General features: G+C 68.6%; 3 protein-coding genes. All 3 read left to right on the top strand.

Annotated features, from left to right (window positions below; translation table 11 throughout):
- Positions 1 to 67 precede the first annotated feature (67 nt).
- The 3 genes from ACPUER_RS11315 to ACPUER_RS11305 are packed head-to-tail and all read left to right on the top strand — an operon-like array spanning position 68 to position 21,203.
- Positions 68 to 4,492: a beta-ketoacyl synthase N-terminal-like domain-containing protein gene (locus ACPUER_RS11315; RefSeq protein ID WP_425131101.1), complete on the top strand. Its 4,425-nt coding sequence runs from the start codon at positions 68 to 70 to the stop codon at positions 4,490 to 4,492.
- Positions 4,489 to 7,812: a type I polyketide synthase gene (locus tag ACPUER_RS11310; RefSeq protein ID WP_425131100.1), complete on the top strand. Its 3,324-nt coding sequence runs from the start codon at positions 4,489 to 4,491 to the stop codon at positions 7,810 to 7,812. The genes ACPUER_RS11315 and ACPUER_RS11310 overlap by 4 nt, the downstream gene beginning before the upstream one ends.
- Positions 7,809 to 21,203, top strand: a complete 13,395-nt coding sequence (locus tag ACPUER_RS11305; RefSeq protein ID WP_425131099.1) for an amino acid adenylation domain-containing protein — start codon at positions 7,809 to 7,811, stop codon at positions 21,201 to 21,203. Before ACPUER_RS11310 ends, ACPUER_RS11305 begins: the two co-directional genes overlap by 4 nt.
- Positions 21,204 to 21,205: the final 2 nt, after the last annotated feature.

The raw sequence follows: 21,205 nt of genomic DNA, 5'->3' as shown, positions 1-21,205 counted from the left end.
AAGCTTGGCGGGATCGCCGCAAATGGTCCTGATGAATTCAACGTTTGGCAGACAACGAAGGTTGAGCATGCTTCCCGATACAAAATTCAGGACTGTTACGGAAATATTGATATTTCGCGGCAAGGTCGAACCGGAGAAGACGGCATTCATTTTTCTCGAGAACGGCGAATCGGAACTGACTCGACTCACGTTCGGCGACCTGGACAAGCGGGCTCGCGGCATCGCCGCCAGGCTGCAAGGCATGGCGCAACCGGGCGATCGCGTCCTGCTGGTCTATCCGCCCGGACTGGAATTCATCTGCGCATGGGTGGGATGCCTGTACGCCGGCCTGATCGGCGTGCCTGCCTATCCTCCGCGCAGGCATCGTCCCGCGGATCGTCTCAAGGCCATCGTCGCCGACGCCGGGCCGGTCGTCGCGCTGACCGACGCAGCCACGCTCGACGGCATGGTGCATCGCGCGGACGGCTATTCCGACACGCTGGAACTGAAGATCCTGGCGACGGACCAGAGCTTCGACGCACCGGCCGAACAATGGCGCGCACCGGAAATCACGCCGCAGACGCTGGCGCTTCTGCAATACACGTCAGGCTCCACCGGTACGCCAAAAGGCGTGATGATCAGCCACGCGAACATCCTGAGCAATATGGCGGTCATCGCCGAGGCGAGCGATGCCGATGCGTCGACGGTGTTCGTCAGCTGGCTCCCGGTGTTTCACGACATGGGGTTTTTCGGGAAGGTGCTGCTGCCGATCTATCTCGGTGTGCTGTCGGTGCTGATGGCGCCCGCGGCGTTCGTGCAGAAGCCCATCCGCTGGCTGCAGGCAATCACGAAGTATCGCGGCACGCATTGCGCCGCTCCGGATTTCGCGTATGACCTGTGCGCGCGCAAAATATCCGATGAAGCCCGCGCGCAACTGGATCTGAGCAGCTGGCGGGTGGCATTCAACGGCGCTGAACCGGTGCGCGCGGAGTCGGTGGCACGTTTTTCGCGCGCATTCGCCGCGTGCGGCTTCCACGCGCAAACCATGCGCCCGGTCTACGGCATGGCCGAGGCGACCTTGTTCATCTCCGGTCAGCCGGCACGCTCGCTGCCGCTCGTGGCGGACTACCACGCCGACGACCTGGCACGAGGCGTGGCGACGAGAAGCGACCGCGGCAAGCGCCACGCGCTGGTCTCATGCGGTCGGACCTGGGCGGAGCACCGCCTGCAGATCGTGAATCCGGATACCGGTGAGCGCTGCCCGCCCGACCGGATCGGCGAAATCTGGTTGACGGGCCCGAGCGTCGGCGTCGGCTACTGGAACCGCGTCGAGGAAACGGAGCGCACCTTTCGCGCGAAGCTGGATGGCGATGACGCGCGTTACCTGCGCACCGGCGATCTCGGCTTCGTCGATGGCGATAACCTCTTCGTCACCGGCCGTTTGAAAGACCTCATCATCGTCGCCGGCCGCAATCACTACCCGCAGGATCTCGAGCAATCCGCCGAAGGAAGCCACCCCGCGCTGTCGCCCAACGCGTCGGCGGCTTTCTCGATTAACGTCGATGACGTGGAGCGGGTCGTTATCGCATGCGAAGTGCGCCGGGAAGCGCTCAACACCCTGAACGCCGAAGCCGTCGCCGCGGAGATCCGGCGCAAGCTCGCCGAAGAGCACGACGTCGATCTGTATGCGGCGATCCTGTTGAAGCCCGCCACGATCCTGCGCACGTCCAGCGGAAAAATCCAGAGGAGCCGAATCAGACAGGCATTCCTCGATGAACAGGGGCTCGCGATCGCGGGCGAGTGGCGGCGTTCGTTTTCCCCGGAGGTCGCGCCCTCCACCGCCGCGGCACGCGACACGCAAGCGCTGGTGCAATGGTGCGTCGAGCGTGTCTCTCGTCTGTCGGGAATCGATTCCGGCAATATCGACCCCGACGCGCCGTTCAGCATCTATGGGCTCGATTCGAAGGACGCCATCATGCTCTCGGGCGAGTTGCAGGACTGGCTCGGGCTGCCGGTTTCCCCCACCGTCGTCTACGATTTTCCGAGTATTGCCCTGCTCGCGCGCCATTTGAGCGGCACCGGGAATGCCATGCCGGACCAGGCGCCCGGTTCGGCCGAAGCACGCGCGGATATCGCGATCGTCGGCATGGGATGCCGTTTCCCCGGCGCCAGTCATCCCGACGCATTCTGGCAGCTTCTGCAGGAGGGCCGGGACGCGGTCGGCGCGTCGCAGCGGCGCGCCGGCGACCTTCCGCCCACCGGACTGCTGGAACAGGTCGATCTGTTCGATGCGGCGTTCTTCGGCATCAGCGCCCGCGAAGCCGAATCGATGGATCCGCAACAGCGTCTGCTTCTCGAGGTTGCGTGGGAGACGCTCGAGCATGCGGGGATCGCGCCCCGGAGTCTCGCCGGCGGACGCACCGCGGTCATCGTGGGCATCAGCAATTCGGACTACATCCGTCTGGCGCAGGAAGAAGTCGCGGATGTCGGCCCTTATGTCGCGACCGGCAATGCGCTCAGCGTCGCCGCCAACCGCATTTCCTACACGCTCGATTTGCGCGGCCCGAGCTGGGCGGTCGATACCGCGTGTTCGTCCTCGCTCGTCGCGGTTCATCAGGCGTGCCGCGCGCTGCAGCGCGGCGAGTCCGATGCGGCGCTTGCCGGCGGGGTCAACCTGATTCTGGCGCCGCAATTGAGCGCCTCGTTCACGCAATCGGGCATGCTTTCGCCGGACGGCCGATGCAAGGCGTTCGATGCGGCAGCCAACGGCTATGTGCGCGGCGAAGGCGTGGGCATGGTGCTGCTCAAGCGGCTCGACGATGCGCTCGAGAACGGCGACACCGTGTTCGCCGTGATCCGCGGCTCCGCGGTGAATCAGGATGGACGCAGCAATGGCCTGACCGCGCCCAATGGCCCGGCCCAGCAGGCCGTGATTCGCAGTGCGCTGCGCGATGCCGGCGTACGCGCGCAGGACATCGGCTTCGTCGAAGCGCACGGTACGGGAACGCCGCTCGGAGACCCGATCGAGTTGAACTCGCTGGCGGCGGTCCTCAGCGAATCTCGTCGGCCGGACGATCACTGCTGGATCGGTTCGGTCAAGACCAACATCGGCCATCTGGAGTCGGCGGCGGGCATCGCCAGCCTGATCAAGACCGCCCTTGCGCTACACCATCGTGCCATTCCGCCGAACCTCCATTTCCGGTCGATCAATCCTCAAATCGCGCTCGACGGCACGCCCTTCCGTATTCCGCAGCAGGTCACGCCCTGGCATTCGGAACACGGGCCGCGCATGGCCGGCGTGAGTTCGTTCGGCTTCGGCGGCACCAATGCGCACATGATCCTGTCCGAAGCCCCACGGCCCGGGGGGATCGAAGCCGACTCGGCGGCGCCCGCGGCGCGCGTCGTGACGCTCTCCGCGCGCACGCCCGAAGCGTTGCAAGCGCTGGCGGCGTCCTATGCGGCGTATCTCGACGCCCATCCCGAGGTCCATGTGCGGGATGTCGCGTTCACGGCAAATACCGGGCGCACCCACTTCACGCGGCGAGCGGCCATCGTCGCATCGAGTCTCGATACGTTGCGTTCGCAACTGGACGCCGTTTCGGCCGGCGAGCCCGCCGAAACACCGCCTGCGGTGACCTTCCACTTTTGCGCCGACGACGGCGGCAGCGCCGACGCGGTTCGGCAATTGCGTTCAGCCAGCCCCGCCTTCGGCGCGCTGATGCAGCAGCAATCCGACGCATCCGACGCGCCCGGGCACGTCTCCACCGAAGCCGGGTTCACGGCATTCCAGCGCGCGCTCGCGCAACTGTGGATGTCCTTCGGCATTACGCCGGACGCCGTCAGCAGCACGGGCGACGGGCATCGCGCCGCAGCCTCGCTGGCGGGCGTGCCGCAGGTGCCGGACGGCGGTGCGGCGGGAAACCCCGGCATCGTGATCGAAATCGGCGCGCATACGGCCGCGTGGGACACGATCCTGCACACGCTCGCCGAGCTCTACATACGCGGCGCGTCCATCAACTGGGATGCCGTGGAGCAGGACGCCCCGCGCCGCCGGCTCGCCCTGCCGACCTACCCGTTCGAGCGTCGCGGCTTCTGGATCAGTCCACGCGCGCCTCGGCATCCGTTGCTCGGGCGCCTCATGGAGCCGCACGCGCATTCGCCGGCCACGTGGATCTGGCAGTCGCGTCTTGACGCTCCGGCAACCACCTTTCTCAGCGGTCATCGCGTCAAGGGATCGCCCGTGCTGCCCTATTCCGCCTATGTGGAAATGGCGCTGGCGGCGACCTCGGAAATCGGCGCCGCCAGCCATACCACGTTGAAGGACCTCGCACTGCATGCGCCGTTGCCGCTGCATCCGCATGAATCGTGCACCGTGCAGACCGTGCTGAGTCGCCAGTCCTGGGGACCGTTTTCGTTTGCTGTCTATCACCGGATCGAGGACACCAGCGCCGCCGCGACATGGCAGATGTGCGCGAGTGCCGAAATTCACGAATCGGATCGGAGCCACGCATGAAATTCGGCCTGATGTTCTTCGCCAGCAGTGAAGAAGCGCTGTCCGGCAACAAGTACCAGCTCGTGATGGAAAGCGCGCGTTTCGCCGATGCGAACGGGTTTTCCAGCGTCTGGGTGCCGGAGCGCCATTTCACCGAATTCGGCTCGCTGTACCCGAATCCCGCTGTCCTGCACGCCGCGCTTGCCGCTGCCACCCGACGCGTGAAGCTGGTCGCGGGCAGCGTGGTCGCAGCGCTGCACAACCCGATCCGGATCGCGGAAGAATGGTCCATGGTGGACAACCTGTCGAACGGCCGCGTGGGCGTGTCGTTCGCGTCCGGATGGAATCCGGACGACTTCGTGTTCGCGCCGGACAAATACGCGACCCGGCAGGACGACATGCTGACCACGATGCGCGCCGTCCAGCATCTGTGGCGCGGCGGGTCGCTGGATGCGAAGAACGGCGTCGGCAAGCCGGTGCAGTTGCGCATCTATCCGACGCCGGTGCAGCCGGAACTGCCCGTCTGGGTGACTGCCGCGAGCAATCCGCAGACCTTCGTGCGCGCCGGCGAAGTCGGCGCCAACCTGCTGACCCACGTGCTCGACCAGGATCGGGACCAGCTCGCGCACAAGATCGCCCTCTACCGCGACGCGCGCGCAAAGCATGGCTTCGATCCGGCGGCCGGCACCGTGTCCGTGATGCTGCACACGTTCGTCGGCGACGATGCGGCGCGGGTGCGCGAGCAGGCGCGCGCGCCGTTCTGCAACTACATCCGCAGCAATATCGGGCTGTTGAACGGGCTGGCGCAGAGCCGCGGCCAGTCGGTGGACGTGCGCGCGATGGGCGCGCGCGAACTGGACGAGTTCGTCGAGTTTCTCTATGAACGCTTCGCGCAATCGCGCGGCCTCATCGGCACGCCGGAAACCTGCGTCGAACTGGTGCGGGATCTCGAGTCGATCGGCGTGGACGAAGTGGCCTGCCTGCTCGATTTCGGTCCGCCGGTCGAGCTGATCCTCGGCAATCTTCCGCAGTTGCGTCGACTACGGGAGATGTGCGCCCCCAGGCGATCCGCCGCGCCGACGAGATTCGATGCCGCTGCGGTGCAGGCCCGCTGCACCGAAACGACTTCGGGCGCCGACTTCAATGGCGAAATCCGGCAGCACGGCGTGCAGATCGACGGCGTGTTCAACGCAATCCAGCAGATCTGGCGCACGGCCGGCGAGGCGCTGGGGAAAATCAGCCTGCCGGCGGACGCGCTGGCATCGTCGCAATACCAGGTGCACCCCGCTTTTCTCGACGCGTGCAGCCGCGTGCTCGCCGCCGCCATCGATCCGGACGCGCTGGAGGCGGGCGACCTGTACCTGCCCAGTTCGATCGGCGCGGTACGGGTTCATCAGCCGCTGTCGTCAGCAGATGCGTGGAGTCACGCCACGCTGCGCAAGCCGAGCGGGCAAGGCGCGCTGGAGGGCGATATCCGCGTCCACGACCTCGCCGGGCGACTGCTGATCGAGATCAATGCGCTGCGGTTGCAGCATGTGCGTTCCGGGCGAACCGTCGAGCGGCACGACTTGTCCGCGCTGCTTTATCGGCGCGTCTGGAGACCGTCGAGCGTCGACGCGGCAACCGGCGGTTCGGCGCAGGGCGAGTGGCTGATTCTCGCGGACCGTGGCGGCGTCGGCGCGCAACTGTCCGGCCTGCTGGAGAGCGCCGGCGATACGTGCACGCTGCGCTTCGCCGACGCGACGCCGGAACTGCCCGCGCTCGACCGGCCGCTGAAGGGCGTCATTCACCTGTGGAGTCTCGATCTCGCGCCCGCCGACATCGAATCGAGACGACGTGCCAGCGCGAGCGTGCTGCAACTGGTCAGGGCGCTCGCGTCACGCGCACCGGCAGCCCGGCAGGCGCGTCTGTGGCTGGTGACGTCGGGTGCGATGAATGTGCTGGACGGCGAATCGACCGCCGTCGCGCAGGCCCCCCTGTGGGGATTGGGCCGCGCGATCGCCGTGGAGCACGCGGCGATGTGGGGCGGGCTGGTCGACCTCGATCCCGCACAGCCGTCAGCGGCGCACATCGTGCAAGCGGTACAGGCCGGCGGCCGTGAAGACATGATCGCGTTTCGCCGCGGACAGCGCTACGTCGCGCGTATCGCCCGCGACGATCGCGAATTCGTCAGCCACCGTCCGATCAGGTTCCACCATGACGCGACCTATCTGGTGACCGGCGGGCTCGGCGGGCTCGGCCTGCGGCTCGCGTCCTGGCTCGCCGCCAACGGCGCCGGCAAAGTCGTACTGCTCGGGCGCGGCGCGCCCTCCCCGGCAGCCGAGAAAATCCTGCGGACGCTCGACGCGCAGTTCGTTCGCGCCGACCTGTCGCGTCGCGAGGACGTCGCGCAAGCGCTCGGCGAAATCGCGCGTTCGATGCCGCCGCTCAAGGGGGTATTTCACCTCGCCGGCGCGCTCGACGATGCGCTGCTGACGCGCCAGGACGACGACTTCTTCCATCGCGCCGGAAGCGGCAAGGCCGACGGCGCCTGGTATCTGCACGAGCTGACGGCCGACTTGCCGCTCGACCATTTCGTCCTGTTCTCGTCGATGGCCGCGCTGATCACCATGCCGGGCCAGGGCAACTACGCGGCGGCGAACAGCTTCCTCGACGCCCTCGCGCAGCATCGGCGCGCGCAGGGGAAACCGGGGCTCAGCGTCAATTGGGGGCCGTGGGCGGACATCGGCCATGCCGCCACCGACTACGGACGGCGCGCGCACGAACAACTGGCTGCGCTCGGCGTCGGCACGCTGCCGCCCGAACTGGCCATCGCGACGCTGGAACGGCTGATGGCGTCGGGCGTCGCCCAGTCCGGGGTGGCGCGCATCGACTGGCCGACCCTGTTCCGGGTCGATGCGCCGGCCGCCGGGTCGGCGCTGTTTTCCGAACTGGCGCAACCGGCCGCGCAGCCTGCGCAGCAAGAGACGGCATTGCTGCGCCAGCTGCATGCGTGCCCGCCGCGCGAGCGGATCGAGCTCATCACCGACACGCTCGCGAAGATGCTGGCCGAGACGCTGCGGCTCTCCGGCCCCGACGCCATTGCGCCCGAGCAATCGCTGCTCGATCTCGGCCTGGATTCGCTGATCGCGCTCGAACTGACCGACCGCCTCACCAAGGTGTTCGGAAGGCCGTTTCGCGCGACGCTGTTCTTTTCCTATCCGAACCTGCAAACGCTCGCCCGGTTCGTTCTCGACGAACTGTCGCCGTCGCTCCCCGCGCCTGTCGTCGATAAAGCATCCGACGACCTCGACGAGGACGACCTTTCCGAACTGATTGCCCAGGAGATCGGCGCCCAATGAACGCCAAGGCCACGCATGCACTGAAAGCCGCGCTCGACGAACTGCGCCTGCGGCGCGCGGAAATCGCGGCGCTGCGTTCGGACCGCAACGAGCCGATCGCCGTCATCGGCATGGCTTGCCGCTTCCCCGGCCGCAGCGATACGCCGGACGCGTTCTGGCAGTTGCTCGACGACGCGCGCGATGCCGTCACCGAAGTGCCGGGCGAACGCTGGGACATCGATCGCTATTACGACCCCGATCCGTCCACGCCCGGCAAGATGGCGACCCGCCACGGCGCCTTTCTCGAACGTGTGGATCAATTCGACGCGGCGTTCTTCGGGATCGCGCCGCGCGAAGCGACCTACCTCGATCCGCAGCAACGGCTCCTGCTCGAAGTGGCCTGGGAGGCGCTCGAGAACGCCCATCTCGCGCCCGAGCGCTTCCGGCAGTCCGCCACGGGCGTGTACGTCGGCATTACCTGCTTCGATCATGCGATCCAGGTGTCCAATGCGTCGATGCCGTCGAGCAGCTACGCCGGCACGGGCAGCGCGCTGAACATGGCCGCGGGCCGGCTGTCGTTCGTGCTGGGCCTCACCGGCCCGAGCATGGCGATCGATACCGCCTGCTCGTCGTCGCTGGTCTGCCTGCACCTGGCCTGCGAAAGCCTGCGCTCGCGGGAAAGCAACATGGCGCTCGCGGGCGGCGTCAACCTGATGCTGTCGCCCGAGGTGATGGTCAGTTTCTCGCAAGCGCGCATGCTGTCGCCGGACGGACGCTGCAAGACCTTCGACGCGGCGGCGGACGGCTATGTGCGCGGCGAAGGGTGCGGCATGGTGGTGCTCAAGCGCCTCGCCGACGCGCTCGCCGACGGCGACCGGGTGCTCGGCATCGTGCGCGGCACGGCGGTCGACCAGGGCGGCGCGGGCGGCGGGCTGACCGTTCCGAGCCGCGATTCGCAGGAACGGGTGATCCGCCGCGCACTGAACCAGGCCGGCCTCGCGCCCGGCGACGTCTCCTATGTCGAGGCCCACGGTACCGGGACGTCCCTCGGCGACCCGATCGAGGTCGAAGCGCTGGCCGGCGTCTACGGCCCCGGGCGCGCGGCGACCGAGCCGCTCGTGATCGGTTCGGTCAAGACCAATATCGGGCATCTGGAATCGGCCTCCGGCATCGCCGGCCTGATCAAGGTCCTGCTGTCGTTCGAGCACGACCGGATTCCGGCGCACCTGCATTTCACGCAGCCCAATCCGCATACGCCGTGGCAGGACATCCCGATCCGCGTCGCGGCCGATCCGGTCGCGTGGCGGCGCGGGGAACGCAGGCGAATCGCCGGGGTGAGCGCGTTCGGATTCAGCGGCACCAATGCCCACGCGATCGTCGAGGAACCGCCCGTCGCGCCGGCGCACGCAGCGCAGCGCGGGCTGCTGCTGCTGTCGGCCAAATCCGAAGCGGCGCTGGCGGCGCTCGCGCAACGCTACGAGCGCGCGATCGCCGGCGCGACGCCGCGGGAGCTGGCCGCCATCTGCCGCGCCGCGGCCACCGGACGGAGTCACTATCCGTTTCGCGCGGCCTATGTGTCGGGCGTGAGGGAAGCGTCGGCGGCCGCGGCGCGCACGGGCAAGCCGTTGCGCATGGGCTTCAGTTTCAGCGCGCCGGACACCGGCGTCGCGCGCGAGCTCCACGCGTCGGAACCGCTGTTCCGCGACGCGTTCGCGCGTTGCTCGGTGCCGCTGGAGGCACTCGATACCGACGCGGGCCGCTTCGCGATCCAGTTCGCGTGGGCGGAACTGTGGAAGGGATGGGGCATCCACCCGTCCGTCGTGTCGGGCCACGGCGTCGGCGAATATGTCGCGGCCTGCGTGGCGGGCGTCGTGAGCGTTGCCGACGCGCTGCGCCTCGTGGCCGCCCGGTCGGATGCCGAAGCGTTGCGCGCCGCACTTCAGGACACGCCGCTCGCACGGCCGTCGGTCCGCCTGATCTCCGGCTGCCTCGGTGCCGAAGTGACCGACGAGGTGACGCATCCGCAGTACTGGCTGCAGCTTGCCGGGGCGTCGGAGCAAGCCGACGCGCCGGAGGGGCTCGTCGACGGCTGGCTGCCGCCGCCATGCGCCGGCGATGCACTGGAGCGCGCACTCGCGGTGCGGTACGTGCAGGGCTGGCAGTTCGACTGGAGCGCGCTGTTCCCGGCGCCCGCCCAGCCCGCCACGACCCTGCCGAACTACCCGTTCGAGCGGCAGCGCTTCAGCCTGGAGCAGATCCAGTCGCCGATCGTCGGCATGGATGCCGGCAGCATCGACGAAGCGTTGCGGCACCTCAAGTCGTCAGGCAAGTACTCGGAGGACGTGCTGAACGCCTTTCCGGACCTGCTCAGGACTGCGTTCGCCCCCGCCGCAACCGCCGCCCCGACCGCACACCCGCTCTATCACGTGGTGTGGGAGCCGCAAGCCGCGTTGCCGGCGGCCCGGTTCGCCGCCGACGCGTCGCCGTGGCTGATCTTCGCGGACGAGAGCGGTGTCGGCGAGCGGCTCGCGGCGCTGCTGCGGGAGCGCGGCGCATCCTGCTCGCTGGTGCGCCCCGGCCCTGACCATGGCGCCGGCGCGGAAGCGGGCCGGCAGATCGCGCCCGAGCGGCCGGACGATTTCGTCCGCTTGCTGAACGAGACCGCCGCCCCCGGCCAGCGCATCGTCTTTCTATGGGCGCTGGACGAAGCCGTCGGCGAGACGCGCATGTCCACTGCCCTGCTGCATCTCGTGCATGCGCTGGTCGGCAGCGAGCGCGAGTGGACGCCTTCGACCCGGCCCAGGATCTGGGTAGTCACGCGCGACGCGGTGGAAGCCGGCGCAGCGCCGCACGTGTCGGGGTTCGCACAGGCTGCGCTGTCGGGCCTGGCACGCGGGGCGATGATCGAGCATCCGGAATGGTTCGGAACCGCGATCGATCTCGATCCGGCCGCGCCGGAAGACGAGACGCAGGCGCTGCTTCAGGAGATGCTCGGCGAGAGCCGCGAAGAACAGGTGGCGTTGCGGCACGGCGCGCGCCATGCCGCGCGCCTGAGCCCGCTCGCGCAAGCCGAAACGGCCGCGCTGCGGGTCGAACCGGACGCGGCCTACCTGATCACCGGCGGGTTCGGCGCGCTCGGGCTGCACACCGCCCGGTGGCTGGCGGCGCGCGGGGCAGGCACGCTGATCCTGGTCGGCCGGCAAGGCGCCGCGAGCGACGAGAGCCGGCGGGCGATCGCCGAGCTGCGCGAGCGGAACGTGTCGCTGCGCTGCGAGCGCCTCGATATCGCCGACCCGGTGGCGGTCGCCGATTTTTTCGCCGCGCTCCGGCGCGACGGCGTGCCGCTGCGGGGCATCGTGCATGCGGCCGGCATCGTCGGCTACAAGCCGATCATGCAGGTCGAGCGCGAGGAGCTCGACGCGGTCCTGCAACCCAAGGTCGCCGGCGCGTGGCTGCTCCATCAGCAAAGCGAGCACTTCCCGCTCGATTTCTTCATCCTGTTCTCGTCGATCGCGTCCGCGTGGGGTTCGCGTGAGCAGGCGCACTACAGTGCCGCGAATCGATTCCTCGACGCGCTCGCGCATCATCGCCGCAGCCGGGGCCTGCCGGCCCTGAGCGTGAACTGGGGGCCCTGGGCGCAAGGCGGCATGACGTTCCCCGAGGCGGAAGCACTGCTGCGGCGTGTCGGCATCCGTTCGCTGGCGGCGGATCGTGCGCTCGACGTGCTGGATCACCTCCCCGCCGTGCCCCAGGTGGCGGTCGTCGATATCGACCTGGCGCTGTTCCAGGGCTCCTACGAGGCGCGCGGACCCAAGCCGTTCCTCGACCGCGTGCGGGTGGGTGGAAGCCCGCCGGGCGCGCCGGCGATGCCGGCGTTGAGCGGCTCATCGCCGCGCGAGCGAAAGCGCCTGCTGGCGGACAGCATCGATCGCGCGGTTGCCCAGGTGCTCGGCTACGGAGCGGGGACGCTGGATCGCGACCTCGGCTTCTTCGAGATGGGCATGGATTCGCTGATGGCGCTGGACGTGCGCACGCACCTCGAAAAGGCGCTGGGCATCCCGTTGTCGGTCGCGCTGTTGTTCGATCATCCGACGGTCAACGCCCTCGCGGATTTCCTGGCGGAGCAGTCGTCCGGCACGGCGCCGGACGCGCACGCGGCGCCGACGCAGGCCGTGCCGGCGCAGCCGCGGGCGGTCGCGCCGGCCATCGAGGCCCGCGAGGCCGGCACGCCGGAACCGATCGCCATCGTCGGCATGAGTTGCCGGTTTCCGGGCGCCGCGCACGATCTCGACGCCTATTGGCGGCTGCTGAACGACGGGGTGGATGCGATCTCCGAAGTGCCGCGCGAGCGCTGGGATGTCGACGCGTACTACGATCCCGATCCGGAAGCGCCGGGGCGCATGTACTGCCGCTTCGGCGGTTTTCTCGACGACGTCGATCAGTTCGATCCGGCCTTTTTCCGCATCACGCCGCGCGAAGCAGCCGCGATGGACCCGCAGCAGCGCCTGTTGCTCGAAGTCAGTCATGAAGCGCTGGAGCATGCCGGCATTCCCGTCGACAGTCTCAAGGGCAGCCGGACCGGCGTCTTCGTCGGCATCACCACCAACGATTACGCGAACCTGCAGCTTCGCAACGGCGGCGGCAGCGGCATCGACGGCTATTTCTTCACCGGCAATCCGCTCAACACGGCGGCCGGCCGCATCTCCTATGGGCTGGGCGTGCAGGGGCCGAGCATGGCGATCGACACCGCCTGCTCGTCGTCGCTCACCGCGATCCATACCGCCAGCCAGAATCTGCGCACCGGCGAGTGCGATCTCGCGATCGCGGGCGGCGTCAATCTGATCCTGTCGCCGGACAACTCCATCGCCGTCTCGCGCACGCGGGCGCTGGCGCCCGACGGCCGCTGCAAGACCTTCGACGCGGCGGCGGACGGCTTCGTGCGCAGCGAAGGCTGCGGCGCGCTGGTGCTCAAGCGCCTGTCCGATGCGCTTGCCGCGGGCGATCGCGTGCTGGCCGTGCTGCGTGGCTCGGCCGTCAACCACGACGGCGCGTCGAGCGGCTTTACCGCGCCGAACGGACGCGCGCAGGAAGCCGTGATCCGCCAGGCGCTGGGCGGGCTTCCCGCCGCGTCCATCGATTACGTGGAAGCGCACGGCACCGGCACCCCGCTGGGCGATCCCGTCGAGGTGCAGGCACTGGCGACGGTGTTCGGCGAAGGCCGCGACGGGGGCCGGCGGCTGCGCGTCGGCTCGGTGAAAACCAACATCGGCCACACGGAATCCGCCGCCGGCATCGCGGGGGTCATCAAGGTCGTGCTGTCGCTGAACCACGACCGCCTTCCCGCCCACCTGCATTTCCGCCACCCGAGCCCGCTGGTGCAGTGGGACGCGCTGCCGCTCGAGATCTGCGCCGAGGCGAGCGCGTGGCCGCGCGGCGAGCGGCCACGGCGAGCCGGCGTCAGCGCGTTCGGCGCGAGCGGCACCAATGCCCACCTGGTGCTGGAAGAAGCGCCCGCGCCGGCGCGGCCGGCGACGCCGTCGAAACACAAGGTGCATCCGCTGGTGCTGTCGGCCAAGACGCCGGCGGCATTGCGAGAGCTTGCCGGGCGCTATCAGCGGCGGCTCGAAGCCGAACCCGGTCTCGATATCGCGGCCGTGGCGTTTTCGGCGGCGACCGGCCGCTCGCATTTCGCGCATCGGCTGGCGCTGCCGGTGACGTCGCTCGAGGACGCCATCGACAAGCTGCGCGCATTCCAGGCGAAGGAACCCGCCGGCGCGGCGCGGCCCGCCCCCCGCGTGAAGATGGCATTCCTGTTCACCGGCCAGGGCTCGCAATACGCCGGCATGGGCCGCCGTCTGTACGACGCGTATCCGGTGTTCCGCGACGCCATCGACCGCTGCCGCGCGGTGGCCGATCCGCTGCTCGACAAACCGTTGCTCGAGGTGCTGTCCGCCCAGGGCGAGGAGATCCACCAGACCGGCTACAGCCAGCCGGCCCTGTTCTCGCTGCAGTTCGCGCTCACCACGTTGCTGGCGTCGTTCGGCGTGGTGCCCGACGCCGTGATGGGCCACAGCGTCGGCGAGTACGCGGCGGCTTGCGCGGCCGGCGTCTTCTCGCCGGAAGACGGCCTGCGGCTGATCGCCGAACGCGGCCGGCTGATGCAGGCGTTGCCCCGCGACGGCGAGATGGCGGCCATTTTCACCGACCTCGCGACGGTCGAGCGCGCGATCAAGGCCTATCCGCACGACGTCGCGGTGGCGGCCGTCAACGGTCCGGCGAGCATCGTGATCTCCGGCAAGCGCGAGCGTATCGCGATGCTGGTCGACGCGTTCGCTGCGCAGGACATCCGGTCCGTGATGCTCAATACGTCGCACGCGTTCCACTCGCCGCTGGTCGAGCCGATGCTGGACCGCTTCCAGGCCGTGGCGAAAGCCGTGCGCGTCGCGCGCCCGGCGATCCCGTTCTATTCGAATCTCACGGGCGCCGTGATGGACGAGGCGCCCACCGACGCGTACTGGCGCCGTCACTGCCGGGAGCCGGTGCAGTTCGCGAGCAGCGTCGAGCGCCTCGCCGAAGCCGGTTTCAACGTGCTGGTAGAAATCGGCCCCAAGCCGGTGCTCGTCAACCTGGCCCGCGCGTGCTGTGCGCCGGACGCCGGGATCCAGTTCCTTGGCCTGCAGCGGCCGCAAGTCGAGCAGCAAGCGCTGGTCGAAACGCTGTCGAGCCTGTATGCCCGCGGCGTCGATGTCGATTGGGCCTCGACCGAAACACCCGCGCCCACGCGCGTCGCATTGCCGTCCTATCCCTTCCAACGCAGCCGTACCTGGTTCCAGAAAGCGGACACGTCCATGACTCAGACAATCGCATCACCCATCGCCGCCACGCCGGCGCACAACCGTAGCGGCGAGGTTCTCGAATGGCTTCGCGGCAAGATCGGCGAATTGATCCAGGCCGATCCCGCCACCATCAACATCGACCTGCCGTTCCTGGAGATGGGCGCCGACTCGATCGTGCTGATCGAGGCCATCCGGCACATCGAGAAGCAGTACGGCGTGAAGCTGGCCATGCGCCGCTTCTTCGAAGACCTGGCGACGGTGCAGGCGCTCGCCGAGTATGTCGCGGACAATCTGCCGGCGGCCGCCGCGCCGTCCGAGGCCGAGTCCGTCGCAGGGCCGTCCACGGCGGCGGTCGCGGTCGCGCAGTCTGCGGAGGTGCTTGCGCCGCTCGCCGCCGCCCCGGCGGAATGGGTGGCGGCCGAAGGCGGCTCCACGGTCGAGCGCGTGTTGCGGGAGCAGAATCAGCTGCTGTCCCGCGTGATGAGCCAGCAGATGGAACTGCTGCACACGTCGCTGACCGGCCAGGCCGGCGTCCGGCCGACGACGCTCGCCGCACAAGCCGTCGCGAGCACGGCGAGCGTCGCACCCACGGCCGCGATCGCGGTCCCGGCCGCCGCGTCCGCAACGAAGCCCGCGCCCGCGCCTGCAGCTGCGGCCGCGGCGGACAATCGACCGTCCAAGCCGATGATGCCGTGGGGCAGCCCGGTCGAACAGCGGGCGCGCGGCTTGTCCGCCGTGCAGCAGGAGCATCTCGAAGCGCTGATCGTGCGCTACACGACGCGCACCCGGAAATCGAAGGACTCGGTGCAGGCGTCCCGCCCGGTGCTGGCCGACAGCCGTGCCACGGTCGGCTTCCGCTTTTCGACCAAGGAGATGCTGTATCCGATCGTCGGCGATCGCGCGGCCGGTTCGCGGCTGTGGGATATCGACGGCAACGAGTACATCGATTTCACGATGGGCTTCGGCGTGCATCTGTTCGGTCACACGCCGGACTTCATCCAGCAGCAGGTCACCCGCGAATGGCAACGCCCGCTCGAACTGGGCGCGCGCTCCAGCCTCGTCGGCGAAGTGGCCGCGCGCTTTGCCCGCGTCACCGGCCTCGATCGCGTGGCGTTCTCGAACACCGGCACCGAGGCCGTCATGACCGCCATGCGGCTCGCGCGCGCCGTGACCGGGCGCGACAAGATCGTGATGTTCACGCATTCGTATCACGGCCATGCCGACGGCACGCTCGCCGCGGCGAACGCGGAAGGCGTGACGGAAACCATCGCCCCCGGCGTGCCGTTCGGTTCGGTCGAGAACATGATCCTGCTCGACTACGGCAGCGACGCCGCGCTCGAGGCCATTCGCGGCATGGCGTCGAGCCTCGCCGCCGTGATGGTGGAGCCGGTGCAGAGCCGCAACCCGTCCCTGCAGCCCGTCGCGTTTCTCAAGGAGTTGCGCCGCATCACCGAGGAGGCCGGCGTCGCGCTGATTTTCGACGAAATGATCACCGGCTTCCGCGTCCACCCGGGCGGCTCCCAGGCCATGTTCGGCATCCGGGCCGATCTCGCGACGTACGGCAAGATCATCGGTGGCGGCCTGCCGCTGGGCGTCATCGCCGGCACCAGCCGCTTCATGGACGCCATCGACGGCGGCATGTGGACCTACGGCGACCACTCGTTCCCCGCCGCGGACCGCACCGCGTTCGGCGGCACGTTCTGCCAGTATCCGCTCGCGATGGCGGCCGCGCTGGCCGTGCTGGAGAAGATCGAACAGGAAGGTCCGGCGCTGCAGGCCGCGCTCAACGAACGGACCGCGCAAATCGCCGAGACGTTGAATGCGTTCTTCGCGGAGGCCGAGGCGCCGATCAAGGTCACGTGGTTCGGCTCGATGTTCCGCTTCGAATTCACCGAGAACCTCGACCTGTTCTTCTATCACATGCTCGAAAAGGGCATCTACATCTGGGAATGGCGCACCTGCTTCCTCTCCACCGCGCATACGGATGCCGATATCGACCGGTTCATCCGGGCGGTGAAGGACAGCGTCGCCGACCTGCGCCGGGGCGGTTTCATCCGGCCGCACTCGAAGCACGGCACGGTGGCTGCGCTGAGCGAAGCGCAACGCCAGCTGTGGATCCTGTCGGAAGTCGATCCCGAAGGATCGCTGGCCTACAACGTCAACACCACCCTCGAACTGAATGGCCGGCTCGACGAGGCCGCCATGCGCGCGGCCGTCCAGGGTCTCGTCGATCGGCACGAGGCGCTGCGCACCACGTTGACGCCGGACGGGTCGGGCCAGATCGTGCATCCGTCGCTGAAACTCCAGATTCCGCTGATCGACACGGACCAGGACGCGTGGCGGGACCACGAAAGCCGCCAGCCGTTCGACCTGGTGAACGGTCCGCTGTTTCGCGCCGCGCTCGTGCGCCTGGACAGCGAGCGTCACCTGCTGGTGATGACGGCCCATCACATCATCTGCGACGGCTCGACGTTCGGCATCCTGCTCGAGGATCTGGCCCGCGCGTATGCCGGTGCGGCACCGGCCGCGGCGCCGCTGCAGTTCCGCGAGTACCTGAAGCAGCTCGACGGCCAGCGCCACAGCCCGGAAACGAAAGCGAATCGCGCGTACTGGCTCGAGCAATGCGCGCGCCGGGCCGAACCGCTGAATCTTCCGTTGGACTACTCGCGGCCCGCGGTGAAGACGTTTCACGGCGAGCGCGTGTCCCTGCATCTGGACGCGGCGGAGGCCGGGTCGCTGCGCGCCGCCGCCCGTCAGAACGGCTGCACGCTCTACATGATGCTGCTCGCGGGCTTCAATCTGTTCCTGCACCGCATCGCCGGCCAGCAGGAGATCGTCACCGGCATCCCGGTGACCGGCCGCTCCGTGGCCGGCAGCGATCGCCTCGCCGGCTACTGCACGCATCTGCTGCCGCTGCGCTCCACGCTGCCCGAGCAGGCCACCGTGGCCAGCTTCCTGGCCGGCACCCGGCAGAACCTGCTCGATGCGCTCGAGCACCAGGATTATCCGTTCGCCGAGCTGGTCCGCGAAATCGGCGCACAGCGCGATCTCAACGCCGCGCCGCTGGTATCGGCGGTCTTCAACCTCGAACCCGTGTCGGCACTGCCCGAACTGCCCGGCCTGACGGTCGGCCTCGTGGCCCCGCTGATCCGCTATACCGCGTTCGATCTGAACGTCAACGTGCTCGACGCAGGGCAGGAACTCCTGATCGATTGCGACTACAACACCGATCTGTTCGACGCGAGCACGGTGCAACGTTTCCTCGCCATCTACCGGACCTTGCTGATGCGTCTCACGGACGATGCGTCGGCTGCCGTTGCCCGGCTGCCGTTGCTGAGCGATGCGGAGCGGAACCTGCTGACCGTCGAATGGAACCGGACCGAGACGGATTTCGGCGCCGACGCCACGCAGCCGCTGCATCGGCTGTTCGAACAACAGATCGAGCGCACGCCCGACGCCATCGCCGCCGTCTGCGACGACGCCTCGCTCACCTATGCCGAACTCAACCTGCGCGCCAATCGCCTCGCCCATCGCCTCATCGAGCTCGGCGTCGTTCCCGACGCCCTCGTCGGCGTGGCGATGGAGCGTTCGCTCGACATGATCGTCGCGCTGCTCGCGATCCTCAAGGCCGGCGGCGCTTACGTCCCCGTCGACCCCGAGTACCCCGCCGAGCGCGTGCGCTTCATGATCGACAACGCGCAGTTGCGCTGGCTCCTCACCCAGCAGCATCTGCTTGACGCGCTGCCCGACACCGACGCCCGCGTGATCGTCGTCGATCGCGACACGCTCGAGCTCGATGCCGCGCCCGCGTCCAACCCCGCGCCTGCGCTGAACGGCGAGAACCTCGCCTACATGATCTACACCTCCGGTTCGACCGGCAGGCCCAAGGGCGCGCTCAACACCCATCGCGCCATCACCAACCGCATCCTCTGGATGCAGCACGCCTACGCGCTCGACGCCGACGATGCCGTGCTGCAGAAAACCCCGTTCAGCTTCGACGTCTCGGTCTGGGAATTCTTCTGGCCGCTCACCGTCGGCGCGCGCCTCGTGTTCGCCCGCCCCGGCGGCCAGCGCGAGACCGACTACCTGGTCGAACTCATCGAGCGCGAACGGATCACCACGATCCATTTCGTGCCGTCGATGCTGCGCGCCTTTCTCGATCATCCGGACCTCGACGCGCACTGCGCGTCGCTGCGCCGCGTCGTGTGCAGCGGCGAGGCGCTGCCGTTCGACCTGCAGCAGCGTTGCTTCGCGCGCCTCGACGTTTCGCTGTTCAACCTCTACGGCCCCACCGAGGCCGCCGTCGACGTGACCGCCTGGGCATGCCGGCGCGACGACCCGCACCGCATCGTCCCGATCGGCCGGCCCATCGCCAACACCCGCCTCTACATCGTGGACGCGCAGCTGCAGCCCACGCCGGTCGGCGTGGCGGGCGAGCTGCTGATCGGCGGCACGCCGGTCGGCCGCGGCTACCACGGCGAGCCCGAACTGAGCGCCGAGAAGTTCATCGCCGATCCGTTCTCCAACGACCCGCATGCACGCCTCTATCGCACCGGCGATCTCGCGCGCTACCGGCCCGACGGCAACATCGAGTTCCTCGGCCGCATCGACCATCAGATCAAGCTGCGCGGCCTGCGCATCGAACCCGGCGAAATCGAGGCGGCGTTGACTTCGCACCCGCTGGTCGACGCCGCCGTCGTGGCGCTGCGCGGCGTGGACGACGGCGCGCGACTCGTCGCATGGTTGCGCTCGTCGCACCCCGAAGCCGAACTGATCGAAGCGGTGCGCGGCCACCTGCGGCAGCGGCTGCCGGATTACATGGTGCCCTCCTCGTTCGTCGTCGTGACCGCGTTCGAGCATCTGCCCAACGGCAAGCTCGATCGCGCCAGGCTGCCCGAACCCGGCGACGGCCTGGACCACGTTGCGCCCGTCAACGCGCTCGAAGCGCAGTTGACGGCAATCTGGCAGGAAGTGCTCGGCAAGGCGCGGATCAGCACGACCGCCAATTTCTTCGAGCTGGGCGGCAATTCGCTCTCCGCGACGAAGGTCGTCGCGCGCATCCGTCGCGATCTGCATGCGAAGCTGGAAATCCGCAGCCTGTTCGCGCACCCCACCATTTCGAGCCTCGCGAAGCGCATCGCCGATACGCAGCCGATCGATTACGCGCCGGTGACGCCGCTGCCGGCGCAGGCGCACTACGAACTCTCTCCCGCCCAGACGCGGCTGTGGGTCCAGGATCGCCTCACTGCGGCGCAAGCCGGCGGGCCGCTGCCCACGTCCCTGCTGTTCGAGGGCGTGCTGGACGTGGACGCGCTCGTGCGGGCGTTCCGCGCGTTGAGCGAACGTCACGAGATCTTGCGCACGCGTTTCGTGCTGGCAGGCAATCAGCCGGTCCAGCAAGTGCTGCCGCCCGGCGAAGCCGCCTTCGCGGTCGAGGTCGTGGATCTGCAGGATGCCGAGGACCGCGATGCGCAGGCCATGTCGATCCATGCGAGCGAACGGCTCGCGCCGATGGATCTCGCCACCGGTCCGCTCTTCCGCGTCAAGCTGCTCAGGCTCTCCGAAGTCCGTCACGTCTGCATCTGCACGATGCATCACATCGTGAGCGACGGCTGGTCCACGGAGGTGCTGCTCGACGACCTGTCGAAGATCTATGACGCGTTCGTCCAGCGTCGCGACAATCCGTTGCCCGCCCTCCCGATCCAGTACAAGGATTACGCCGGCTGGCTGAACCGCCTGCTCGCCGGGCCGGACGGCGAACGCATGAAGGAATACTGGCTGACCAAGCTGGGCGGCGGCCTGCGCGCGCTGGAACTGCCGGGCGACCTCGAGCAGCCGGCCGCGCCGAGCTGGAAATCCTGGCAATTCGAACTGCCCGCCGCCGAGACGACGGCGCTGGAATCGCTCGGCAAGCGCCACGGCGCGACCTTGTTCATCGCGCTGCTGTCCGCGATCAAGGCGCTGTTCTACCGCCGTTCCGGCCAGGAGGACATCGTCGTCGGCACGCCGGTCGCGGGCCGCGAGCTGCCCGAACTCGAGTCGCAGGTCGGCCCCTACCTGAACGTGCTGGCGCTGCGCGATCGCGTCGCCGGCGACGATCGGTTCGACACGCTGCTGACCCGGGTGCGGGACACCACCCTCGAAGCGTTCTCGCACCCGCTGTATCCGCTGGATCGCTTGCTCGACGAGCTGCACATCAAGCGCGTTGCGGGGCGCAATCCGCTCTTCGACATCGGCCTGACGCTGCAGAACCAGCGACAAGGCGCCGTCGATCGCTACGCGGGACAAGTGCACATCGCCGAACTGCCGGACCACGACCTGCAGGGCGCGGACGCGGAAGCCGCGACGGACTTCTGGTTCCTGGCCGAACCGCGCGCCGAGGGCCTCGCGATCAGCGTCGTCTATCACGCCGGGCGGTTCAGCGAGGCCCTGGTGCAAGGCCTCGCCGACGAACTGACGTCCGTCATCGGGGAAGTGCTTGCCAATCCGGGCGTTCGCATCCGGAACCTGACCCTGGGACAACGCGCGCTGCACGCCGAAGCCCGCCAACCCACCGTCGAACTCAGCGCATTCTAAGG

Source organism: Burkholderia sp. DN3021 (assembly GCF_049805555.1).
GTDB classification, from domain to species: domain Bacteria; phylum Pseudomonadota; class Gammaproteobacteria; order Burkholderiales; family Burkholderiaceae; genus Burkholderia; species Burkholderia pyrrocinia_C.
This window is presented reverse-complemented; position numbering and strand designations above follow the sequence as displayed.